Here is a 24,487-nt window from a genome sequence, read left to right on the forward strand (position 1 = left end):
GAAAGCAGGATGGGATGAAAAATACCTGTCAACACTTTTACAGGACAGCGCATTTTAATGCGTCGGCCCTGTACCGGGACTTCGTACGTTACTCTATGAGACAGGACTTTATCAATACAAGAGAAAGTAACGGTAGAGGTTATTAACCCCCAAACTGATTAGGTTAAAATAGAATTTCAATTACTGATACGCATTATTGGCGGATTGATATGTGATATCTCTTCTCTTTTTATATTTCAATTTAGAGAAACTTTGTTAAAGTGTAATAGGGAACAGGATTCATTTGTATGAAAATGCAAGTAAAATTCGTTTTAATTAAGAAAAAAGGTCAAAACTTGTTGCTGATAATAGTTCATATTGATAGTTTTATTATCTTTGTCGTCCCCTTTCTTCTATAGAGTAGAATGAAATAACAGATAATTGATAGATTAACTTGATGAAATTTAGAACAAGCCTGCTGATTACGGTGGCCACAGGTGCTTTCCTGTGCGGTCCTTCCGTTGTATTGTATGCCGGAAATCCGACTCCCGATTCTATGGGATGGTTCCGCAAGAAAAAGAAAAGTGAATCCAACGACAGTATTAAATCCAAAAATGAGTATGAGAAACTGACCGGAGATGGTAGTATCGTTCGTCGTGGTATGTTTAACGTATATCAGAAAAAGAACGACTATTATTTTGAGGTTCCGGCGAGTTTGCTGGGTAGAGATATGTTGGTAGTGAATAAACTGCAACGTGTTCCTGCTGAATTGAATGAAGCGGGAGTGAACCGTGGCGTTAACTACGAAAACCAGATGGTACGTTTCGAACTTGATAAAGCAACCAATAAGTTGCTTATCCGTCAGAGTCGTCCGTTGCCTCTTTCACCTGCCGAAGATGCCATCAGTCAATCGGTACGTGATAATTATATTTCTCCATTGATCGCTGGTTTTAAGATTGAGGCATTTAATAATGACTCAACAATGATGGTTGTTAAGGTGAACGACATTTATGATGGTACGGAAACAAGCATCAATAATGTGTTTACCAATATTAATTTAGGTACATCTTCTATAAAGAACTTATCACGGATCCTTTCTATTAAGTCGTTTGAAAACAATGTGGTAGCAACCTCCGAGTTAACAACGAAAGTAACAGAAGGAACCACTTCCGTATATGTCACTGTAGAAGTAAGCTCTTCACTGATGCTTCTTCCGGAGAAACCAATGACAGGCAGACTGGATAATGCACGTGTAGGCTATTTTACGAATCCGTTATTGAGTTATAGTGACGGGCAACAACGAGTGGATACAAAACGATTTATCACTCGTTGGCGATTGGAGCCGAAACCGGAAGATCGTGAACGTTACTTGCGTGGCGAGTTGGTAGAACCTGCTAAACCGATTGTGTTTTATATTGAAAATTCTACTCCTTACCGTTGGCGTAAGTATATCAAACAAGGTATTGAAGACTGGCAGATGGCTTTTGAACGTGCCGGTTTTAAAAATGCCATTATCGCAAAAGAGGTTACAGATAGCATGACGATAGATATGGATGACGTGAATTATTCTGTGCTGACTTATGCTGCTTCTACAAAAGCCAATGCGATGGGACCGTCTATTCTTGATCCGCGTTCGGGAGAAATTCTTGAAGCAGATATCATGTGGTGGCACAATGTATTGGGTATGTTGCAGGAATGGATTACGGTGCAGACGGGTGCTATCCGTCCTGAGGCCCGTGGAGTGAAACTCTCTGATGAACTGATGGGAGATGCTATGCGCTTCGTAGCGTGCCATGAAGTAGGTCACTCTTTGGGACTTCGTCATAACATGATGGGGTCATGGGCATTTCCTACAGACTCATTGCGTTCCAAGTCATTTACAGACCGTATGAATTCCACTTCTTCCTCTATCATGGACTATGCCCGTTTCAACTATGTGGCACAGCCGGGTGATGGGGTGACGGTACTTTCTCCGCATATTGGTCCGTATGATATCTTTGCTATTGAATACGGATATCGTTGGTATGGTAAGGAAACTCCGGAAGCGGAAAAAGAGCTGCTTTATGATTTCTTAGGTCGCCATACTGACCGCCTTTATAAGTATAGCGAAGCGCAGGATGTACGTGATGCTGTAGATCCACGTGCTCAGAACGAAGATTTAGGTGATGATGCAGTACGTTCTTCTCTTTTGGGTATTGAGAACCTGAAACGTATCGTGCCACAGATTATCCAGTGGACTACTACCGGCGAGAAAGGACAAACCTACGAAGAAGCTTCACGTTTGTACTATGCTGTTATCAATCAGTGGAACAACTATCTTTATCATGTGATGGCCAACATTGGTGGTATCTATATTGAGAATACGGTTGTTGGTGATGGCCAGAAGACTTATACTTTCGTAGAGAAAGAGAAACAACAAACTGCATTGAAATTCTTGCTTGATGAAGTTCTGACTTATCCTAAATGGCTGTTTGATACAGAAGTAGGAGAATACACTTATTTGCTCCGCAACACTCCGTTGGGTGTAGTAGAGAATGCTCCTACGCTGATACTAAAGAATGCACAATCATATATTCTATGGGATTTGTTATCAAACAATCGTTTGATGCGTATGCTCGAAAATGAGTCGGTGAATGGTAAGAAGGCTTTTACTGCTGTGGACCTGATGGATGGTTTGCATCGTAGTATTTTTGCTACTACCGAACGTGGTGCAATACCTGACGTTATGACTCGTGCCCTGCAGAAGAATTTCCTGGATGCCTTGATTACTGCTGCTGCCGAAAGTGAAGGTGTAAAGATCAACAAAAAACTGATGGATGATCATTTCTTGTTGAATCATCAGGAGCCTGCGTGTAGTTGTGATGAGTATGCACATCATTCATTAGATAGTGATCGTATGGGGGCTCGTCGCGAATTAAACTTCTACGGTTCGCAGTTGAATCGTATTTCAGATGCAATCTCTGTGAAACGCGGTGAGTTGCTTCGTATAAAAGACTTGTTGCAGAGTCGTCTGGGAACATCAGACACAGCTACAAAGTATCATTATAAAGATATGATTCTGCGCATTAACACTGCGCTGGGTTTGAAATAATCATTGAAATAGTAGCTAATTAAAATTATATTCGTAATTATTGATGAAAAGAATAATCAGTTATTTATTATTTTCTCTCTGCTGCATCATTGCCTTTGGAGCAAATGCAGCGGAAAGGAAGATCACAGGTGTGGTTATTGCTGGTGATTACAAAGAGCCTCTGATTGGAGCCTCGGTATTTGTGTCATCAGAGATCCTAAAGAAAGCAGGGAGTTCCCAGGCTACTTTAGGAGTGATAACGGACATGGACGGAAAGTTCACTATCAACGTGCCTGATGGAGTGACCACTCTTCAGTGCAGCTATGTAGGATATGAATCACAAACCATACATCTGGTTGCCGGAAAAAGCAGTTATGAGATTGTTCTGCAACCGTCGGCGCATATGCTCGATGCGGTTGTTGTAACAGGATATCAAACGATTGAACGCCGTAAATTGACAGCTGCGGTTACTAAACTGGATATTACAGATGATAAGATTGGTTCGGTAATGAGTATTGATCAGGCACTTTCCGGCCAGGTAGCCGGATTGTCTTCTATTGCATCTTCGGGAGCTCCTGGGGCAGCTCCTAAGATCCGTATTCGTGGTACTGCCTCTTTGAATGGTACGCAAGACCCTCTTTGGGTGCTTGACGGTGTGCCGATGACAGGAACAGAGATTCCGACAATGGAAGACTTGAAAGATATAGACAATATATATCAGTCGGCTATTGCGGGTTTGAATCCTGCGGATATTGAAAGTATTACAGTATTGAAGGATGCTGCAGCAACGGCCATTTATGGTGCACGTGCAGCTAACGGTGTGATTGTGATTACAACGAAGAGTGGTAGAGCTGGTAAACCTCAGATAACCTTCTCTACCAAGTTGTCTTATTCTCCTAAATTCGATATTGATCGTTTAAACTTATTAAGTTCGGATGAAAAAGTAAATCTGGAACTTGATCTATTGGGAAGTGATTATACCTATCGTGAAAATAAAGGTGAAGTAGCACGCATCATATCTCGTTATGGCTTGACAAGTGCTTATAAGAATGGCGGATGGAATGCGCTTAGTTCTGATGCACAAAATGATATTAATAAATTGCGGTCAATAAATACAGATTGGAATGATATCCTTTTCCGTGGAACTTTTAACCAGGAATACAATGTAAGTCTTTCCGGAGGTACGGAAAAGGCAACCTATTATACTTCTTTAGGTTATTATGATGAGAAAGGTAATGTAAAAGGAGTAGAGGCCGATCGTCTGAATATGGTGTTGAAGACATCTTATAAAGTCAATAAGATGTTGAAAGTCGGTGCGGCTTTATTTGCTAATCGCAGGACCAGTAAATCTAATCTGACAGATTCGGATGGTTATTCAAATCCGGTCTATTATTCGCGTAGGGCAAATCCTTATCAGACACCTTATGATGAAAATGGTAATTATGTTTACGATATCGATATTCAAGGAAAAGGGGACTCTGATTTGCAGTTCAATGTATTTGAAGAAAGAAATAATACTTCTTATGAACAGACTACTAATGCTTTATCTGCTATCTTCGATGTGGAGCTTCGTTTTAATGATAAATTTAAAGCTACTTCACAGGTTGGTTTGCAGTTGGACGCTGTTTCAAAAGAGTCTATTGCCGATCATGATACATATGCAATGCGTAAGGACAAGGAACGCACTACATTGTCTTCTCTTGATAATAAGTCTTTTTTGCCGGAGGGAGGGAAGCATACAGAGGCTGCTACTACCAATTCTCAGGTGAACTGGAAAAGTCAGGCTGAATATCGTGATTCTTATAATGATATTCATGAGTTTGAGATGATGGTGGGAACTGAAATACGTAAAACCTGGTATAGTGCTTTGAACAGTACTGGTTATGGATTTGATCGTAAAACCTTGACTACAAAACCTGTTATTTTTCCGAATGAATCATGGGCTCGTCTATATCCCTTGCATACAAAAAATTATGTGGAGAATGCTTATGCATCTTTCTTCTCTACAGCGTCTTACTCTTTGCTGCAACGTTATACAGTAGGTGGTAGTGTGCGTTTTGATGGGTCTGATATCTTTGGAGTTTCTAAGAAGTACCGTTTCTTACCATTGTATTCGTTTAGTGGACTGTGGAGAATTAATAACGAACCATTCATGAAGGATTTTAAGAAAATTGATAATCTGGTAGTCAGAGCTTCTTATGGCGTACAGGGAAATATAGATAAGACTACCTCTTCATATGTAATGGGAGATTATGGTAATGTAAGTATATTGCCAGGCGTAACTGAAGAAATCATAGTGATGAGTAATCCTCCTAATAAGCGTTTGCGTTGGGAAAAGACAAAAACGATGAACTTTGGAACGGATATCGCATTGTTTAATAATGCATTGAATATAACAGTAGACTATTATCGTCGTAAAGGTACTGATCTTATCGCTTTGCAAATGTTGCCTCTTGAAACAGGATTTATGTCGACTTATGTAAACTGGGCAAGTATGCGCAATGATGGTTTTGAAGTAGCTTTGACTACTCGTAACATTAATCGTAATGGTTTTACCTGGTTTACGAATTTTAATTTAGGTTATAATCAAAACAAAGTGTTGCGTGAGACAGTTCCGGCTAATCAAACAACTCCCGGACGTGAAGGTTATCCGGTTGGTGCTCTTTTCGCTTATAAGTCGGCAGGGCTGGATGATGAAGGGTATCCTTTGTTTTATAACAAAGAGGGTGAGAAAGTAACTGCAGTAGAACTGTTGAAACTTAACAATGCAGGTGCCAGTACATTATCTGCTGAAGAACAGCGTAATCTGTATTCGTATATTGGCTCGAGTGATCCGTTATTTTCTGGTGGTTTTGTGAATACATTCAATATAAAACGTTTTGAAGTAGTAGTCAATTTTATCTTTAATCTGAAAATGTATTCACGGGTTTCTCCATCTTACTCGCTCACCGGATTTGATAGAGGAATGAATACTAATAAAGATATATTAAACAGGTGGACGCCTACAAATACGAATACAACTCTTCCGGCATTAATGTCGGATAAAAAGCGGACTGCCGAATATTCACATTATAGTTTATTCCAGACTTATGAAATGATGGATACTTGGGTGAAGCGTTCCGATCATGTGAGGTTGCAAAATATCCGGGTGGGCTATAAGCTTCCCGAAACGCTGATGCATACATTGGGTATCCGTTCAGCTACAGTAGCTCTTGAAGGTCGTAACCTGTTGGTTTTCGGTGCTAATTACAAGAACTTCATGGATCCCGAAACGATGAGTAATCAGTTTGCACAACCTATACCCAAGTCATTTACTTTTAGTCTTAACGTGAATTTTTAACAGATTATGAAGATACTAAAGAATATAAAACTACTGTGTGCTATGCTTTGTATAGCTACTTTATACAGTTGTGATAAATATCTGGATATACAGCCGGTAGGAAAAGTAATTCCCCGGACAGCAAAGGAATTCAGAGCCTTGTTGACTCAAGCATATAGTTATGTTCCGGATGATAGGGGACTGGCTGCTTTCCGGTCAGACGAGATGGTAATGGATGGAACGCTTGCAGCTGAAGATTTGAATTCTTACAAGGATATTTGGATTTGGAATGATGTAAGTCCGTCAGAAAATACTGCACAATTCAATTGGCGTCGGTATTATCATACATCATTTATTGCTAATTATACAATTGAATCTAAGGATAATATAGAAGATGGAACCGTTGATGAGGTGAATCAAATGGTAGGAGAGTCTTATATGCTTCGTGCTTATATGCATTTCTTATTGGTGAATTTATATGGTGAGCCTTATACAAATTGCGATCCTGCTACCTCGAAAGCTATTCCGTTAAAATTGAATAGCGATACGGAGGCTACGTTATCCCGTAACACTGTTGCTGAAGTTTATACTTCCATACTTTCTGATCTCACGGAGGCCGAAAAGTATCTGAATGCAGATGAGTGGGATTTAGGATACAATTACCGTTTCAATACATTGAGTGTAAATGCTCTTCGTTCGCGTGTTTATTTGTATATGGGCGAATGGGCAAAATCTCTTGAAGCATCACAGGCCGTATTGGAGGTTAAACATGATTTGGTAGATATGGCTATTTCTACTGTATTACCTAATGAATATAACTCTTCGGAGAATATTTTGGCATTGGAGCAGGTGATGACTTCTGCATATGTACGTGCAGCCAAAGTGAATACAACTTTATGGAGAATGTATAGTTCGAGCGATTTACGTAGATCAAAATATTTCAATCAGGTGACCGCCTCCAATATTTTAGTAGCTAAAGGAGGAAGTAATCAATACGCATGTTCTTTTAGAACTGGTGAAATATATTTGAATGCTGCTGAGGCTGCTTTGATGACAGGTGAGGCTGCAATAGATGTAGCTCGTGAAAACTTACTTACTCTTATGGAGAAAAGATATACGGCCAATGCTTATGCAACAAAAGAAGCAGCCGTAAATGCTATGGGCCGCGATGAGTTATTGCAGGAGATATATAATGAACGTACCCGTGAATTGGCTTTTGAAGGACATCGTTGGTTTGATCTTCGTAGGACAACACGTCCCCGTTTGGAAAAAACATTTGGTGGAACAAGTTATGTACTTGAGGAAAATGATTCTCGCTATACCATTCGTATTCCAAGTGAAGCAATAGAAGCCAATCCTGGGTTGGCAAACTAAGTTGGAGGTATCTTTGTTATGGCTGTAATGTTTTTCATTTAGCCATAACAAAGACTTATATATATTTTTTTTTATGTCTAATTTTTAACAAAGATTGTTTATGAGAAAAGTATTACTTTTTGCTTTATGTGTGGCTGCATCAGTTGTAGCACAGGCACAGCCGACTGTAAATAACAGTTGGACAAAGTCTCAGATGGGTATTCTTCCTGTTAAGGATGTAAATAACAGTAATCCTGTAGCTCTTTCTGCACAGGGAGATATGTACGTAACGGGTTTATTTGCTGGAGATGGTTTTTCATTTGCGGGTACAGATTTGGCTCCGATTGCCGTGAGTTCCTACTTGTTGAAGTATGGCGCCGATGGCACAGAAAAGTGGGGGGTAGCTTTAGCTGGTGCTGCTACTATTAAGGCTATAACTACTGATGCGTCTGGGAATGTTTATATTGCAGGTAACTTTGCAGATGTAGTAGAGTTTGGTAGTACAGATGGAAATGCGGTAGAGAAGGAAGGAATGAAAAAGGGCGATGCATATGTTGCTGAACAGGCTGCCGGTTTTGTTGCAAAGTATGATGTGAATGGTGTGTTGAAGGCTATACAGAGCTTTGTACCACAAGGATTGCCAGAGTTGGTGGCAGGTGGAATGTATGAACCAGAACCAGGGGCTTTATATTTTGATATTAATAAATTAGAATATAATAATGGAAAATTATATGCTTCAGCACTTTACACTGGATTAACTCAAAATAACGGTTTTTCGTTTAAGGGAAATTATTTGGATACTTTTGGATGGGGAATATATTCAGACCTGTCTTCTGGTGCTGTATTTGCTTTGAATGAAGAAATGAATGTTAATGGTATTGTCGCCTCTATGGCTGTATCGGAATCTCAAACGGAAAAGCAGATGTTTGTTAAGTCTGCCACATTTACGGTTGCAGGCAATGAACTTTATTCAGGATTTATGGCTGTAGGTAATGTTACATTGACAATAGACTCAAAAGATGAGAAATTTGAACTAACTATGTCCGAAGATGGTACTATAGAATATGGACATATTATTTCTGCTATTAATTTGGATAATAATACATCTTCTACCAAAAAATATTCAACCACTCATAGTATAGGTAATTACTGTTTTATAAAATCTATGGAAGTAAAAGGCGATGCTTTATTAATTGCTGGTTCATTTAACACAAAGTTAGCATTTGATTCAAGTAAAGAGTCTGTTTCTACTAATGATTTATACCTTGCTGTCCTAAATAAAAGTTCTTTGGAAGTCACTTCTACAGTAACCTCAAAAGTAAATGAAGGTGAACAGAATCAGAAGAATGAAGAATTCGGAGGTATGACTATTTGTGGTGATTATGCTTATATGGTTGGGTATACAGCAGATGCAAAATCTCATGTTGCCGAAACTCCTCTTGCTTTCTGGGTTAATATCTCTAATGGTACCATGACTCAATCAAGCCCTGCCAATCTTACTACCGGTGTAACTACTTTAGGAACTAAATTGGCTACTGCTCAGACAAAAGTTGCTAATGATAAGTTGGAAAACATCTTCTCATTAAACGAAGTTACAGGTGGCGGTGGCACAGGTATCTCTTCTACTGAGCAGGGAGCTGGTGTATCTGTTTATCCTAATCCGGTAGTTGATGTATTGAACTTTACAACTCCTTGTAATGTTGCTGTCATTAACTTAATGGGAGTAACAGTGAAACAGGCTGAGAACGTGTCGAACTTAAATGTATCTGATTTGATAAACGGACAGTATATTGTTAAAGTTACTACGGAAGATGGTACAAGTACTGTTAAAGTGATTAAGAAATAAAGGAATCTTCCTTTTTGGGGGAAAAATAGAAGGTTGTCTCAGGTAAAACTGAGATGACCTTTTTTTATGATTAATGACTCCCAATTTCTATGGAATTTATCTTGAATTGAAGAAGAATAACAGGATTGTACAGTCTTGTTATACTAAAGTGTACAATCCTGATATGTAAAAGTGAATAGCCTTTTAGATATTGATTATCAGTGTTTTATAAATGTATATTCCTATGCTATTTTATATGATTTATGTGTTAGGATGAAATCAATCAGGTAGTGACCTGCTATGTGTAGAGTTCTATAGTTGAAAGATCCGAAAAGCTGATCATTACTCTTATAAGATAAACTGATTGCTCCATCAACAAAGTATTTTGGTGAGAATAACTAGTATGGTGTTTGACTCATAATGAAGAATTGACTTTGAATAAAATTAATATCATATTTAATTTTATTCAAAAATATATTTGATTTATTTAATTATCTAACTATATTTGCAAATATAATGATGAACTTCTAAAGAAAAATATCATGAAACGTATCAGTTTAATCTTCGTTAGTTTATTTTCTTGTTGTTGCTTTCTTTGTCAGGCACAATTGATGCCATTGAATGGTGAGACCGTAACTCTGGATACCAAGGAAGGAGATATTAATGGAGAATTGCTTCTTCCCAATGGTGGGAAGACATATCCGGTCGTGTTATTAATTGCTGGTTCCGGTCCGACGGATATGGATGGGAATTCGACTATTGGTAATATGAAAAACAACTCATTAAAGTTTCTTGCAGAAGGACTGGCTGCCAATGGAATCGCTTCACTGCGCTTTGATAAGCGGGGGATAGCTACCAGTGCGGCTGCCGGAAAAGAAGAATCTCTGCTGCGTTTTGAAGACTATGTAAACGATGTAAAAGGGTGGATTAATTATCTGGCCAAAGATAAAAGGTTTACTGGTATTACTGTGATAGGGCATAGCGAAGGTTCTCTGATCGGGATGTTGGCTTGTGTGAATCAGCCTGAAGTGAAAGCTTTGGTTTCTCTGGCAGGGGCAGGGCGTCCGGCTTATGAAGTGATTGAAGAGCAGGTTGCTTCTCAGCCGGAAATGATAAAGAAAGAAGTTGCTTCTATCAATGAATCTTTGAAAAGTGGTAAAACAGTAGAGCAAGTGTCTATGTATGTGCAGTCTCTGTTTCGTGCTTCGGTTCAGCCTTATTTAATTTCCTGGTATAAATACAACCCTCAGACGGTTATTGCCTCTCTAAAGATACCGGTATTGATCGTTCAGGGCAAAAAGGATATTCAGGTCTCTGTAAAAGATGCCGAACTGTTGAAGAAATCAAAGCCTACAGCAGAATTACTTCTGATTGACTCAATGAATCACATATTAAAAGATTGTGAGACAATGGAACCTCAGAAGCAAATGTCTATATATACAAACCCTTCTTTACCAGTCAATGCGACTCTTATATCGTCACTGAATACTTTTATAAGGAAATATAATAAAAAATGAGTGAACTAAAGAAACGTCTACCGTTGAAATGTCCTTCTTGTGAAGCCCCACTGAAAGTAGGACGTATGTTTTGTGAGCAATGTGCCACAGAAGTCTGTGGTAGTTTTGAATTACCTTTATTGGCTCGTTTGCCAGAGAAAGAGCAACAGTTTATTATTGATTTTGTGAAATCCAGTGGAAGCCTGAAAGATATGGCCAAAAGTATGGGAGTGAGTTATCCAACCGTACGCAATATATTGGATGATTTGATTGAAAAACTAACTAAAATGAATATATAAAATGAAGAAAAGAATAGAAATACTTATTAATCCGTTTATTCGGATTGCAGGAATGCAGGCATTAGCCTGGGGGATACTGGGACTGGTAATTTCTGCATTATTGAGCTGGGCATCCGGCTACCATTATCACGGCTTGCTTCATTTTGGTCCCGCTCCCAATCCCGCCTGGTGGTGCTATTTGGCAGAACATCTTATTGTGTGGTTAGTTCCGGCTACCTTATTCTATTTGGGTGGTCTTATTTTCTCACACTCTAAAATTCGGATTATAGATGTGTTTGGTACTGTATTGTTTGCTCAGCTCCCGATGCTTGTGATGAATTTGATAAATTTCCTACCACCCATGCAAGTATTGTCACAAATAGATCCTACGATGTCACCGGCGGAAATACTCTCTATGCCTTATTTTCACTTGGCAATAGTTTTGTCGCTGATTGGTTTCCCGTTTCTGGTCTTTTCTATTATTTGGATGGTGCAGGCATTGAAAGTGTCTTGTAATCTAAAGAAGTCTCATTTGTGGATAGTAGCTGCTATTGGAATTTTGGGTGGTGATGTACTTTGCCGGATTCTCATCCGGTTATTTTATTAATATAATGGTGGTTATTTACAAATTGGATTATCATTAAAGTACAGATCCATATAGATAAATGTAAAATTTATAAAGAATTTATGTTTTTCAGGTATGGGCATAAAAAAAGGAGCAACGCCTTGCTCCAACCTTTGTTAACCTTAAATCTAATACTATGAAAAACACATTACAAAGGTACGGCCTTTTTGTACATTTGCAAATTAACCAAGAAAATTCTTCTGTTATATAACATGTTTTAATAATTAAATCGTCTATTTTTCTTCTCTTTCACATAATTTTCTTCATTTTCCATCGTCCGGCGTATCTCCCCGTGCGGGAAGCACCTCCCAGTATTTATCGCAAATATCCAGGTAGCTTTGTTTGGGTTCTTCTCCCATAGACAAGGCATATATTTTTGTTTGATTCTCTTTTATATGTCGGATGTGGGCTGATAATTCTTTATCTATTGGCATCATCTCAAAGTCGGATATCATCACCATATCTGCCTCCTGATATCCTTGTGTTTCAATCATCCGGATCGTATGAGCTATGGCAGGAGCAAGATCTGTACCTCCGTGAAAAGATTGGCACAGGAAATCTACCAGACGATCGAAACTGCTTCCTAAGTCAGTTATTTCGATACATTCCACATCGTCAGAGAAGATTATGATATAGCATTTGCGATGTTGTTTTTCCGTTAGTTCGGCTATAGCGAGCAGAGCCGATTTGGCCAGTTTCTCTCTTTTTCCTGCCATTGATCCGGAGGTGTCAATACAGACAATAAAGGGACCTTCAGCTTCCTCGGAAACCTGGTTACCCGGCATCTTTTTATCATCCATGGTCCGTAGCTCACGTGAGGCATAATCAATCATTTGAAGCTTTTTCTCGGCATATCGCTCAAAGAAAACAGGTTGCAGGGCTTTTTCTGCCAGATAACAATATTCAATTGGTAACAGGCTGTTCAGATCATTACCTTCACAAATACCGGTAATGTCACTCCGGGTAGAGTGAGTGATGATCTGTTCTTTATGGATTCCGGCTGTCATCTTAAAACGTTTCTGTATACCTTGATGCCGTTTGCCTAATTTCTCAATTAACTCTTGTATGGCAGGAGTTTTTTTGATTGTCTCATCATACTCCAGTATCTGTTCCGCTATTTGTTTATGGTTTCGGAGCAACCATACCAACCGGGAACCTCCCCGGACAGGCAGATTCTTAGAGAGCGATAATTGCAGGCGGTAAAACTCTTCGCACAGGCGGTTGATATGCTCCATCTGGTAATTGAACTCATTGTTGGATAACAGTTGGTGCCATTTGTCGAAGAAAAGTATTCGCAATGCTTTCCACTCTTTAGAACGGGGTTTGAGGGCATGAAATCGCTCCAAATAGTATTTCACATTGAGATCTACCAGATTATATTTCATGGAAAGTGGATAAGCACTATTCTCCAGAAAACGTAGAAACTTTGTATCCGAAGCTTCATCTGTTTCATGAAAATACTCCCACTGACTGGCATACCTTGAATAAAATTCTTGCAGAGAGGGCAGGGTATGACGAAAGTATTGCCGGATGTCGGTTTCCAGTTCTTCGGGCTTGACGATGAGGTTGTGCAACTGCTCATCATATACCTCGTAGGCAATATCCTGCAAACGGTCATAATACCTGTCTTGCAGTTCTTTCAGCCTAATAGTCCCTGTTCTCTTGTTCATGGGCATGAGCAATGATTCGCAACTCGTTCCGGTAATTTTCAATGATATGGGCTGTACCATTCAGGATTCGTTTCAGATCCCCTTTTTGTTTGGCGTTCAGAAAGAGGTGTTCCTTGGCATATTCGTTTTCCCGTTCAGATAGTTTTTTAAATTCTGTTTCCATGTTATGCAGTAAATCTATTACCTCTTGTAACCGGAACTCAAAGGGGGTACTCGCATCTTCATTCTGTTCGGGTAATGGAGCACAATCGTCATAGCAGAGTAGCGGATACTCCTGGTTATTGACAAACACGGAACGGTTTCCTTTTCGCAGGGAATAAATATCTTTCTGAGCGATACTGCGGTTTTTTACAAAATCATATACCTTCAGTACTTTGTTTACCGGACGGAATTTATCCTGCTGGATATAAAACAGGCGGTTACTGTCTTTTTTCAGATTCTGATAGTCGGACGCAAACATAAGCAGGTTTCCGGCAATGCGATATCCTTCGATGCGATGATAGAAAGTATCTACCACCTGAATAGCAGGGTCGCTGATTTCCCGCAGACTGTGTTCTGCTTTCATATCTTCTTTGAGTGCATCCAGTTTTTGTTCCAGCTGTTTTTCGCCTAACAGATAGGTGTTGATACTATCAGTGATGGCCCGCTGTACAATATCTTCGGCAATGGGAAATTGGCTTACCTCGTCCCAGATGCAATAGGGGATCAGCAGGCAATCGGCAAAGCAGACCGTTGATGATTCGTTCAGATAGGCCGAAGTACGTAGCAACCCAACCATTTTCTTCCAGCGGCGGTCTGATATATAAATAGGAGGAAGATTCGCCTCCCGTTGTGTATTATACTGTTCTACGGTTCGTTTGATGGTATGTATCAGTTCAAAGAAGGTATAATGTAATGTTACTTTTTCCGCCTCCTCCTGCAGGGCTGAGTATTCTTTAGGACTGATTGTCAGTTTCTCCGGAATGCAAGGTTCTGTGTCCCGTGTAGAAGCAATCATGCGATCGAAAGCAAATTCCTGTTCAATACATCCCACGAACTGCCGGATCAGAAAGCGGTCATAGAGAGCTTCCAGCCCTTCTCCTTTGGCTGGTAATTCGTTAGAAGCCGCAATCAATACTTTCAGGGGGACTTTTACTGTGAACTGCCCGTTACGGTATATCTTTTCATTGATAACAGTCAGCAAAGAGTTCTGAATTGCCGGACCGGCTTTCCATATTTCATCCAGAAAGACTACCGAGGCCGTAGGCAGATATCCCTCTGTAATTCGTTCATAGGTGTCTTCATCTTTCAGCTTAGAGATGGAAACCGGACCGAATATCTCATCCGGTGTACTAAACCTGGACATCAGGTACTCAAATGCACTGTTTTCTTTGAATGCATATTTTAGTCTTCGGGCTACCAAGCTCTTGGCAACTCCCGGAGGACCTAACAGAAAGATACTTTCTCCGGCAATGGCTGCCAGAAGGGAAAGGGCTATGGTGTGTTCTTTCTCAAACACGCCTTCGTTGAGGGCATTGAGAAGCTTAGTGATACGTGGTTTTATGGAGTTCATGCTTTTTCAATTAAAATGCAAAAATACGAATAAACTTAAATTATCTCATCCAAAAGGTGTATATTCGCAATATCAAATTCATATAAGAAGAGTAGGTTATGAAATCAACAGTAAGAATCACTGTGCCTTATGCTGTGGCAAACTATGTAGAAATGCGCGAACGCGGATTTTACTATGTGGACAAGACAATGTTTATTCCCGATCTGGAACTATATAAAGCTCCTGTCTTTTTGCGTCCGCGCCGTTTCGGAAAGAGCTTGTTAGTGTCCATGTTGGCCGCTTACTATGATTTGAATATGGCAGATCGTTTCAAGGAACTGTTTGAAGGTACATCTGTTGGAAGTAATCCTACAAAAGAGCATAATAAATATCTCGTGCTTCGCTTTGACTTTTCTAAAATGGTAGTAACCGATACACTGGAAGGGTTACAAAAGAACTTTAATGATTTGAATTGCGGAGTCATCTATGATATGGTGAAAGCCGATGCCAGGTATGCACGTTTATTCCCGGATTTTGAATTTAGTGATAAAACCGATGTCACAAAGATGTTGGAGGATATGTTGCGTTACGTATCGTCCCATAATCTTCCTCCGGTATATCTTCTTATTGATGAATATGACAATTTTACCAACCAGTTGTTGACTGCTTACAAAGATCCGCTCTATGAGCAAGTGACTACTGCCGACAGTTTCTTACGTACTTTCTTTAAAATAATAAAGGCAGGTATCGGTGAGGGAAGCATACGTACCTGTTTCTGTACAGGAGTACTTCCCGTCACAATGGACGATTTGACCAGTGGATACAACATTGCGGAGATCTTGACACTCGAACCTGACTTTCTAAATATGCTTGGCTTTACTCATGCAGAGGCAGAAGTGTACCTACGCTATGTACTCCGAAAATATTCCGGTAACGAAGAACAATTCGATGAAATATGGAAACTGATCGTGAGCAACTATGACGGTTACCGGTTTCAGCCTAATGCGGAGCCTTTGTTTAATTCTACCATACTGACTTACTTTCTTAAAAAGTTTGCTGTCAATGGTATTGTTCCCGATGAAATGATTGATGAGAATTTGCGTACAGACATCCATTGGATTCGTCGGCTTGCGTTGAGTCAGGAGAATGCCAAACAGTTGCTCAATACATTGGTGATGGAAGATGAAATAGCTTATGCACAGCCTGATTTGCGAAGCAAGTTCAATAAGCAGAAGTTTTTCGACAAGAATTTCTATCCTGTCTCCTTGTTTTATTTGGGCATGACGACATTGAAGAATTCCTTCCGAATGACGTTGCCCAACCTGACCATGCGTAGCATTTATATGGATTATTATAACCAGTTGAATGACATTGATAACTTTGCAAACCGCTACGTTCCTGCCTTTGAACAATTTACTCACGACCGGCGTATGGAAGGTATTTTCCATAACTACTACGATCAATACCTTGGGCAGTTTCCCGCACAGGTATTCGATAAGATGAATGAGAATTTCATTCGTTGTTCGTTCTTTGAACTGTGTTCGCGTTATCTGAGCCAATGCTACACCTTTGCATTAGAACAGAACCATCCTGCCGGACGTTCGGATTTTGAGATGACAGGAATTCCCGGAACGGAATATTATAAGGATCACCGGATTGTAGAGTTCAAGTATTTCAAAGCAAGCGAAGCAAAGAAAGTACTGGCACTCAATGCTCCACGTCGCGAAGATGTGGAACAGGTGAAGCAATATGCGAAAACAATTCGTGTACAATTCCCATACTATAATATACAAATGTATGTGGTGTATGTGGCTGCTAATAAAGGATACAAATTCTTTGAAGTATAAACATACTAAATAAGCATTGTGAAAATACGTACTTTATGGGTATAAAAGTACGTATTTAAGTCACTATTAATTACCTATTTAACGCATACTTAAAATAGTACTTTTGTATGCAATAAATATCTATATTGAAATGCTTGATTTCTAATAAGATACCTGCCTGATATATCGTTTTTCTGCTCTTACTACTCTATTACTTCATCCATCGAAAACGTTTTAGTGCCTATTTTAATAACTATAAAAAATATCGTAGTAATAATCCCTTGTTTTTATTTTATCCATCAGATTGAATGTAATACGTATATAATTTTTGCATTATACACGCTAATATTGCATGTATAATCATGTTTTTTCACTATCTATGTGTGTTTTACTTCCATCGCATCTTTAATATTTGTATACTATAAAGATGAGGATAAAACAATGTTGTTTGCCTTTTATTAGTATATTTGTCTTTCTGTTTTCATTAAGGTTTTAACTGAAACTATTTGAAAGCACAACTGTTTAAAGAAATATGATATAAACAGAAAGGAGAGAAACATTATGATAATAAGAGGAAATGAGATCGATATACGAACCGTTGATGTAATTCGTTATATCATGCCTTTACGTGAGGGAGGTTCGTTGCCAGCTCTTGCCGAAGCTGATGATGGATTTAAGTATGTGGTAAAGTTTCGTGGGGCGGGGCATGGGACAAAAGCTCTTATTGCCGAGCTAATAGGAGGAGAGGTAGCCCATGTGTTGGGTTTGCGTCTTCCGGAAATTGTTTTTCTAAATCTGGATGAAGCTTTCGGGCGTTCGGAAGGAGACGAAGAGATACAAGACCTGTTGCAAGGAAGTCGTGGGTTGAACCTGGGGTTGCATTTCCTGTCGGGAGCATTACCGTTTGATCCTGTGGTGACAAAAGTGGATGCTAAATTAGCCTCACAGATAGTATGGCTGGATGCCTTCTTAACTAATGTGGATCGTACAGCCAAGAATACCAATATGTTAATGTGGCATAAAGAACTGTGGCTGATAGACCATGGTGCTTCTCTGTTTTTCCATCATTCGTGGGTGAACTGGAAGAAACATGCGCTGAGTCCTTTTACACAGATAAAGGAGCATGCATTGTTGGCCGAAGCGAGTGACCTGGAGGAAGTGGACCGGGAATACAAAGAGATATTGACTGATGAAATATTGCGGGAAATAGTAGATTTGATACCCGATGATTGGTTGCATTGGCGGGATAAAGAAGAAACACAGCAGGATATACGAGATATTTATTTTCAATTTCTAACAGAAAGGATACGTCATTCCGAATTATTTGTAAAAGAAGCACAGGATGCCAGAAAAGCACTTATATGAATATGCAGTAATCCGCATTGTACCGAAGGTGGAACGTGAGGAGTTTATGAATGTTGGAGTTATCTTGTTCTCAAAACAGGCTGACTTTATAAAAATGCGTTATGAGATAAATGAAAACAGGCTTAGAGCCTTTTCTCCGGAACTGGATATAGAGTCGTTTCGCGAGCATATGGAGGCTTTTAGTAAGGTCTGTTCGGGGCATGAGACTGGAGGAACAATTGCTCTGTTGGATATTCCGGAACGTTTCCGGTGGCTGACGGCTCTGAGAAGTTCCTGCATCCAGACTTCAAGGCCACACGTAGGTTTTTCTGCCAATCTGGATCAGACACTGAATGATTTATTTCAAGAATTGGTGGAATAAGTAGTAAAAACCGGAAATCATAGTATGTATTTTAATTGTACCGAATTAGACTCGTGTGGTCTTTCGGTCGAATAACCGCTCGATTTAATTGCATCGCAGTGGCATTATAATAATAAAGATGTATCAAGAAGCGAAAGGGTAATCAACCTTTCGCTTCTTGATACATAAACCGTTTGATACTTTTCTTAGCTGTCTTTTCAAACTCTTCAAAGTGTATTTTTACTTTGCTTATCTGGCTGAATGCAGGTAATTGAAGGTTTAGCTCCAAACGGTTTGCTTCCATTGCTTTTTCAATATCCGGTTGTTGTAAACCGTGTGCAAACGCATCGTCAAAGTCAGGATATATGAGCGCAACAAGTTTATCATTCTGTAATACAATCAATGACTCTGCTACATACGGCATATTGTTCAGTTTACTTTCAATTTCTTCAGGGTAAATGTTTTGCCCGCTTGAATTAAGCAAAAGATTTTTGCTGCGCCCACGTATTGTTACATAACCTTGCTCGTCTATTGTAGCAAGATCACCTGTGTGTAGCCATCCGTCTTTATCAATAATTTGTGCAGTAGCTTCAGCGTTTTTATAATATCCCAGCATGAGATTGTCTCCTCTACAGATGATTTCTCCCGCGTGGGTGTTGGGGTCGGGTGAGTCAATTTTTACTTCCATTCGGTTGGCTGCTTTTCCACATGAAGCTTTTTTGAGGTTTTGCCAACAGTCCGAACAAATAATAGGGCCACATTCGGTCATCCCATAAGCAATTGTATAAGGAAAACTTATCTTTTTTAAGAAATCCTCGATTTCAGCATTAAAAGGAGCACCACCGATGATAATATCATTAAAGTTACCACCAAAAATCTCCATGGCTGTTTGCCGGGCGGCTGCTTTCAGCTTATCGTTGAGGATAGGAACCCTTAGTAATAGTTTGCCTATCCTGTTGTCCAGCCGGAGCAGCACCTCTTTTTTGATGATCTTTTCTACAATCAGGGGTACGCATGAAATCAGTTTCGGTTTGATTTCGGCAAAAGACTGTGCTATAATTTTGGGAGAGGGCATCCGGGTGAGAAAATAGAGATGTGCTCCTGCCGAGAAACCATACAGGAAATCATAGGTCATACCGAATACATGACCTAACGGAAGCATAGATACAATAGTATCTCCGGCTTGTAGAGGACGCGTTTCATAACAGTAGGTTATATTGGACCACATACTACGGGCAGGAAGCATTACTCCTTTGGAATAACCGGTAGTCCCAGAGGTATAGTTGATTATTACTAATTCTTCGGGATCGCTTTTGCGATATGAAATGTGTTCTTTTCGGAAGCATTTGGGATAACGTCGTCCATAAATCTCATTCCGATGCTCAAAGGCATAAGTCAGTTGATCACAACGGGAAACAAGTGCAGAGAAGTCTTTCAAAGAGGCGATTCCTTTTAATAAAGGCATGGCGTCCTCATTCAGGTTTTCCCATGCCTGATCGCCAACGAATAGAAGTTTTGCTTCGGAGTGATTAACAATGTTATGTATATTGTCGGCTTTGAATTCATGGAGAATGGGAACGATAACAGCTCCATAAGTAACTGTTGCCAGAAAGGCAACTGCCCAATGCGCACTGTTGCGTCCGCAAACAGCTATTTTGTCACCGGGCTGAATACCGGCACTCTCAAGTACAATATGAAATTTTGCTATTTTGCGGGCAACATCCTTATATTGAAGGGTGACTCCTTTGTAATCTGTCAGGGCATTGAGATCCCAATTGTTTACAATACTTTGCTCAATATAATCTATGAACCCTTGTTGTTGTTCCATTTTGTTTTTTGCACATTTGTATTAAAATTGCGCAAAATTAATATTTCATTAACAAAAACCGAATTCTCCTGAAAAGTTTTACAGTAAATTAACGGGAGGCGGAACTGATCGGAAATGAGTAAAACTCACCACAGAGTAGTATTTATCTGATGAAACGCGGATTAACACAGATAAACACAGATTAAAAGACTGTAGTTCTCTTAGATGAAAGTCTGCATTCTGCGTTTCAATAAAGATTTAAACTCTGTGTTACTCTGTGGTGAAATATACTCAAAACCGTACGAATTAAAGCAAGAACTGAATGTAATTATAATCAAAAGGTATATCTTTGCATCCGGATACTAAACTTGTCTAATAAAAAGATTACTATGAAAACAATTCTTACATCTCTGCTTGTACTTCTGTTAGGAGTTTTACCTCCCGCTAATATATACGCTGCCAATCGTGTGTATGATGTCTCTGATTTTGGCCTGAAAGCCAATGGGAAGAAAGATGCATCACCTGTCTTGCAAAAGATTTTAGAGAAGATCAAAAGCGACTACCAGGAGGGGGATAACATCATATTACGTTTCCCGACAGGCAGGTATCATTTCTTTGAAAAGAATGCGGCGTCTCGCCAATATTATATTTCCAACCATGACCAGACAAATCCGAAGAAGGTAGGTATTGCTATTGAGAATATGAAAAATCTGACTTTGGATGGACAAGGGTCTGACTTTATTTTTCATGGTCGCATGATTCCGGTTTCTCTATTGTATTCGGAAAACTGTATACTGAAAGATTTTAATATTGACTTTGAGAATCCGCATATAGCACAGATACAAATAGTAGAGAATTCTGTAGAGAATGGTATTACTTTTGAAGTAGCTCCCTGGGTGAACTATCAGATCAGTAAAGATTCAGTTTTTGAGACATTGGGGGAAGGTTGGAAACTTCGTCCTTCTTCTGGCATTGCTTTTGATCCTAAAAGCCGTCATATAGTCTATAACACCAGTGATTTAGCTTATCCGAATAAGGGAGTTATCCAGGTGGCTTCACGTCGTCTCAATATAAAGAACTGGAAGGACAACCGGCTTGTTCCGGGTACGGTAATTGCTCTGCGCACTTATTTCCGGCCTACTCCCGGAATATTTCTTTCGCATGATGTAGATACGCAATTATTAAATGTGAAAGTACATTATGCCGAAGGAATGGGATTATTGGCACAATTGTGTGAGAATATAACCTTAGATGGATTTAACGTCTGTCTTCGTGGGGAGAATGATCCCCGTTATTTCACTACTCAGGCCGACGCCACTCATTTTTCGGGTTGTAAAGGAAAGATTATATCCCGGAACGGCCTTTATGAAGGCATGATGGACGATGCTATCAATGTGCATGGTACTTACCTGAAAGTTATCAAGCGGATAGACGACCGTACTTTGGTAGGACGGTATATGCACGACCAGGCCTGGGGATTTGAGTGGGGACGACCGGAGGATGAAGTGCAGTTTGTACGTTCGTCAACAATGGAGCTCGTGGGAAGCCAGAATAGCATTACGGCGATTGCTTCCTATGATAAAGAGGAAGTTCAGGGGGCGCGTGAGTTTGTTATTTCTTTCCGTGATCCTGTTGAAGCGGTTATTAATGCTGAAAGTGGTTTTGGTATTGAGAACCTCACCTGGACTCCGGAAGTGCTATTTGCTGATAATGTGATCCGTAACAACCGTGCTCGCGGTGCGCTGTTTAGTACTCCTAAGAAAACGATTGCAGAGAATAACTTGTTTGACCATACATCCGGTACAGCCATTCTGCTGTGTGGTGATTGCAATGGTTGGTATGAAACAGGAGCTTGCCGGAATGTAATTATCCGGAAAAATCGTTTTGTGAATGCACTTACAAATATGTTTCAGTTCACAAATGCTGTAATTTCTATCTACCCTGAAATTCCTGACCTGAAATCGCAACAAAAGTATTTTCATGGTGGAGTTGATGAAGGCATTGTGATTGAAGACAATGAATTCGATACCTTTGATGCACCGATTCTTTATGCCAAGTCGGTGGACGGACTTGTATTCCGTAATAATAACATCCGGATGAATACGGAGTATAAGCCGTTTCACTGGAACAAAAGCCGCTTCCTGCTGGAACGGGTAACTAATGCGAAAATAGAGTAATTACGTAATTGCATATAGAAGTCACATTAAAACGCAGATGATCGCTAAGTAGCGCAAAGATTAAATTGTATCTGCGTTAATTAGCGATCATCTGCGTTCCTAAAGTCAGATATTGATAGCTTTATCCGGCTTTTGACACTATCTTCATCGAAGAGGGCTTTTTATTCTTTACTCTTCTCTGAAATGAGTAGTAGCTTATCATCTACATGTAGTTTCAGACTTCCGTTTGGTATAAGGAATTCGTCTCCACGTTTTACGATCATGACGAGTGTACCTTTCGGAAGATTCATATCTTTCAGCGTATCGGCTTTCTCTATCATTTCTTGTGTTACAGTCATGTCGCGAAGATCGGAGTCTATCTCTTCGGGCAATTCTACTCCAAAGTCATTTCCGGTTTTCTCGAGCGGAGTGGAGAGATGAAGCAAACGTGCTACATAGGAAACAGTAGTTCCCTGTACTACCAGAGAGATGATGGTAATAAAGAATACGATATTGAATATAGCATTTGATCCTTCCACATTGGCTACTACCGGATAGGTGGCAAAGATAATCGGAACAGCTCCGCGCAATCCTACCCATGACACGAATAACCGCGACTTGAATGTTATTTTCCGGAATGGGAGCAGGCAGAGAAACACACTTAGCGGACGACCGATGACAATCATAAATACCCCGATAAGCAATGCTACACAAGCTACTTCGAGCATTTCGTGCGGATTGACAAGCAAGCCGAGCATGAGGAACATGATGATCTGGAAAAGCCAGGTGAGTCCGTCCATGAAGGTAGCAATCTCTTTTCGAAACATGATCTTATTATTACCTACCATTATACCGGCAATGTATACTGCCAGATAACCGTTTCCATGTAGTCTGTCGGTGATAGCAAACGTGAAGAATACAAATGACAGAAGGAGGATGGGGTAGAGTGACTGGTTATCAATGTTGATTTTGTTGAGGATCAATATAGCCAGTTTACCCAGTACATAACCGGCAGCAGCACCTACCAGAAACTGAATAAAGAAAGAGCCTAATATGGCACCGGCTCCCATGCCGGAAGACTGAACGAACTGTATGAGAACAATCGTAAGCATATAAGCCATAGGATCGTTGCTACCACTTTCCAACTCAAGCATCGGACGAAGGTTGTGTTTCAGATTCATTTTCTGTGAGCGGAGAATGGCAAAGACCGAAGCTGAATCTGTTGATGACATAGTAGATGCGAGTAGTAGTGAAGTCGTGATTGGCAGGTAGATATTACTCCAGCTCATGCCGGAGAGCCACCAGATAAATAGCCCTGTGAACAGAGCCGTAAGTAGCACTCCAACGGTGGAGAGCACGATACCCGGAGTTAATATCGGACGTATTTCTGTAAACTTAGTATCCATACCACCGGAAAAGAGGATAATGCTAAGTGCCACCATACCTATGAATTGTGCGGTTTTTGCACTATGGAATTGAAAGCCCAGACCGTCGCTTCCAAAAAGCATACCAACAACAAGGAATAATAACAGGGCGGGCACTCCGAAACGATATCCGGTTTTACCAACAATGATACTGACGAAAAGTAAGATAGAACCTACAAGTAGAATATTTTCTGCAGTGAATAACATGGGCTATATATTATAAGGGTTATAAATAAGTCTTTTTTTGCTTCACCGTGCGAAGTTACGTAATTTAGATAACAAATAAAACCCCCTTTTGGATGTATTTTGTATCCCGGAAGGAGGTTAAATAGTTTAAAAATGTTATATTTCTACCTGTTTTATTATTAAAACACAGATTATCGCAGAGGTCTGGCTTCTGTTGAAAACTGCTGTGTTTTAGAA

General features: G+C 39.8%; 15 protein-coding genes. 11 read left to right on the forward strand and 4 right to left on the reverse strand.

What is annotated here, in order from left to right; translation table 11 throughout:
* Window positions 1-436 precede the first annotated feature (436 nt).
* The 7 genes from ACESQI_RS19070 (at window position 437) to ACESQI_RS19100 (ending at window position 11,927) form a co-directional block, all read left to right on the forward strand.
* Window positions 437-3,070 (forward strand): zinc-dependent metalloprotease, encoded by a 2,634-nt coding sequence (locus ACESQI_RS19070; protein ID WP_320935356.1) that lies wholly within the window; start codon window positions 437-439, stop codon window positions 3,068-3,070.
* Between the two features lie 43 nt (window positions 3,071-3,113).
* Window positions 3,114-6,389, forward strand: a complete 3,276-nt coding sequence (locus ACESQI_RS19075; protein ID WP_373126787.1) for a SusC/RagA family TonB-linked outer membrane protein — start codon at window positions 3,114-3,116, stop codon at window positions 6,387-6,389.
* 6 nt (window positions 6,390-6,395) lie between these two features.
* Complete coding sequence (locus tag ACESQI_RS19080; protein WP_373126789.1) at window positions 6,396-7,742, forward strand: RagB/SusD family nutrient uptake outer membrane protein; 1,347 nt, start codon at window positions 6,396-6,398, stop codon at window positions 7,740-7,742.
* Between the two features lie 100 nt (window positions 7,743-7,842).
* On the forward strand, window positions 7,843-9,567 hold the full coding sequence (locus ACESQI_RS19085) for a T9SS type A sorting domain-containing protein (RefSeq protein WP_373126791.1): 1,725 nt from the start codon (window positions 7,843-7,845) through the stop codon (window positions 9,565-9,567).
* Between the two features lie 521 nt (window positions 9,568-10,088).
* Entirely contained in the window at window positions 10,089-11,063 is a 975-nt protein-coding gene (locus tag ACESQI_RS19090; protein WP_373126793.1) for an alpha/beta hydrolase family protein, read from the forward strand.
* Window positions 11,060-11,341, forward strand: coding sequence for a DUF2089 family protein (locus ACESQI_RS19095; protein ID WP_002560633.1), 282 nt, complete (start codon window positions 11,060-11,062; stop codon window positions 11,339-11,341). The genes ACESQI_RS19090 and ACESQI_RS19095 overlap by 4 nt, the downstream gene beginning before the upstream one ends.
* A 1-nt stretch (window position 11,342) precedes the next feature.
* Window positions 11,343-11,927, forward strand: coding sequence for a YIP1 family protein (locus ACESQI_RS19100; protein WP_373126794.1), 585 nt, complete (start codon window positions 11,343-11,345; stop codon window positions 11,925-11,927).
* Between the two features lie 281 nt (window positions 11,928-12,208).
* Here ACESQI_RS19100 and ACESQI_RS19105 read toward each other — a convergent pair whose 3' ends face one another.
* Entirely contained in the window at window positions 12,209-13,615 is a 1,407-nt protein-coding gene (locus tag ACESQI_RS19105; RefSeq protein ID WP_373126796.1) for a VWA domain-containing protein, read from the reverse strand.
* The gene (locus tag ACESQI_RS19110; protein ID WP_373126798.1) at window positions 13,590-15,167 is read right to left on the reverse strand and encodes an AAA family ATPase; all 1,578 of its coding nucleotides are present in this window, start codon (window positions 15,165-15,167) and stop codon (window positions 13,590-13,592) included. Before ACESQI_RS19110 ends, ACESQI_RS19105 begins: the two co-directional genes overlap by 26 nt.
* Before the next feature lie 98 nt (window positions 15,168-15,265).
* On the opposite strand from ACESQI_RS19110, the gene ACESQI_RS19115 reads away from it, so the two are divergent.
* The 3 genes from ACESQI_RS19115 (at window position 15,266) to ACESQI_RS19125 (ending at window position 18,698) form a co-directional block, all read left to right on the forward strand.
* On the forward strand, window positions 15,266-16,993 hold the full coding sequence (locus ACESQI_RS19115) for an AAA family ATPase (RefSeq protein WP_373126800.1): 1,728 nt from the start codon (window positions 15,266-15,268) through the stop codon (window positions 16,991-16,993).
* Between the two features lie 561 nt (window positions 16,994-17,554).
* The gene (locus tag ACESQI_RS19120) at window positions 17,555-18,337 is read left to right on the forward strand and encodes a HipA family kinase (protein ID WP_085929648.1); all 783 of its coding nucleotides are present in this window, start codon (window positions 17,555-17,557) and stop codon (window positions 18,335-18,337) included.
* Entirely contained in the window at window positions 18,315-18,698 is a 384-nt protein-coding gene (locus tag ACESQI_RS19125; RefSeq protein ID WP_007485243.1) for a DUF3037 domain-containing protein, read from the forward strand. The genes ACESQI_RS19120 and ACESQI_RS19125 overlap by 23 nt, the downstream gene beginning before the upstream one ends.
* A 142-nt stretch (window positions 18,699-18,840) precedes the next feature.
* Here the strand turns inward: ACESQI_RS19125 and ACESQI_RS19130 are convergent, their stop codons facing one another.
* Window positions 18,841-20,505 (reverse strand): long-chain fatty acid--CoA ligase, encoded by a 1,665-nt coding sequence (locus ACESQI_RS19130; RefSeq protein WP_002560627.1) that lies wholly within the window; start codon window positions 20,503-20,505, stop codon window positions 18,841-18,843.
* Between the two features lie 368 nt (window positions 20,506-20,873).
* On the opposite strand from ACESQI_RS19130, the gene ACESQI_RS19135 reads away from it, so the two are divergent.
* Window positions 20,874-22,661 (forward strand): alpha-1,3-galactosidase B, encoded by a 1,788-nt coding sequence (locus tag ACESQI_RS19135; protein WP_234130009.1) that lies wholly within the window; start codon window positions 20,874-20,876, stop codon window positions 22,659-22,661.
* Window positions 22,662-22,822: 161 nt separating this feature from the next.
* Here the strand turns inward: ACESQI_RS19135 and ACESQI_RS19140 are convergent, their stop codons facing one another.
* Complete coding sequence (locus tag ACESQI_RS19140; RefSeq protein WP_002560625.1) at window positions 22,823-24,271, reverse strand: potassium/proton antiporter; 1,449 nt, start codon at window positions 24,269-24,271, stop codon at window positions 22,823-22,825.
* Window positions 24,272-24,487: the final 216 nt, after the last annotated feature.

This window comes from Bacteroides sp. HPS0048 (genome assembly GCF_964240755.1).
GTDB lineage: Bacteria > Bacteroidota > Bacteroidia > Bacteroidales > Bacteroidaceae > Bacteroides > Bacteroides nordii.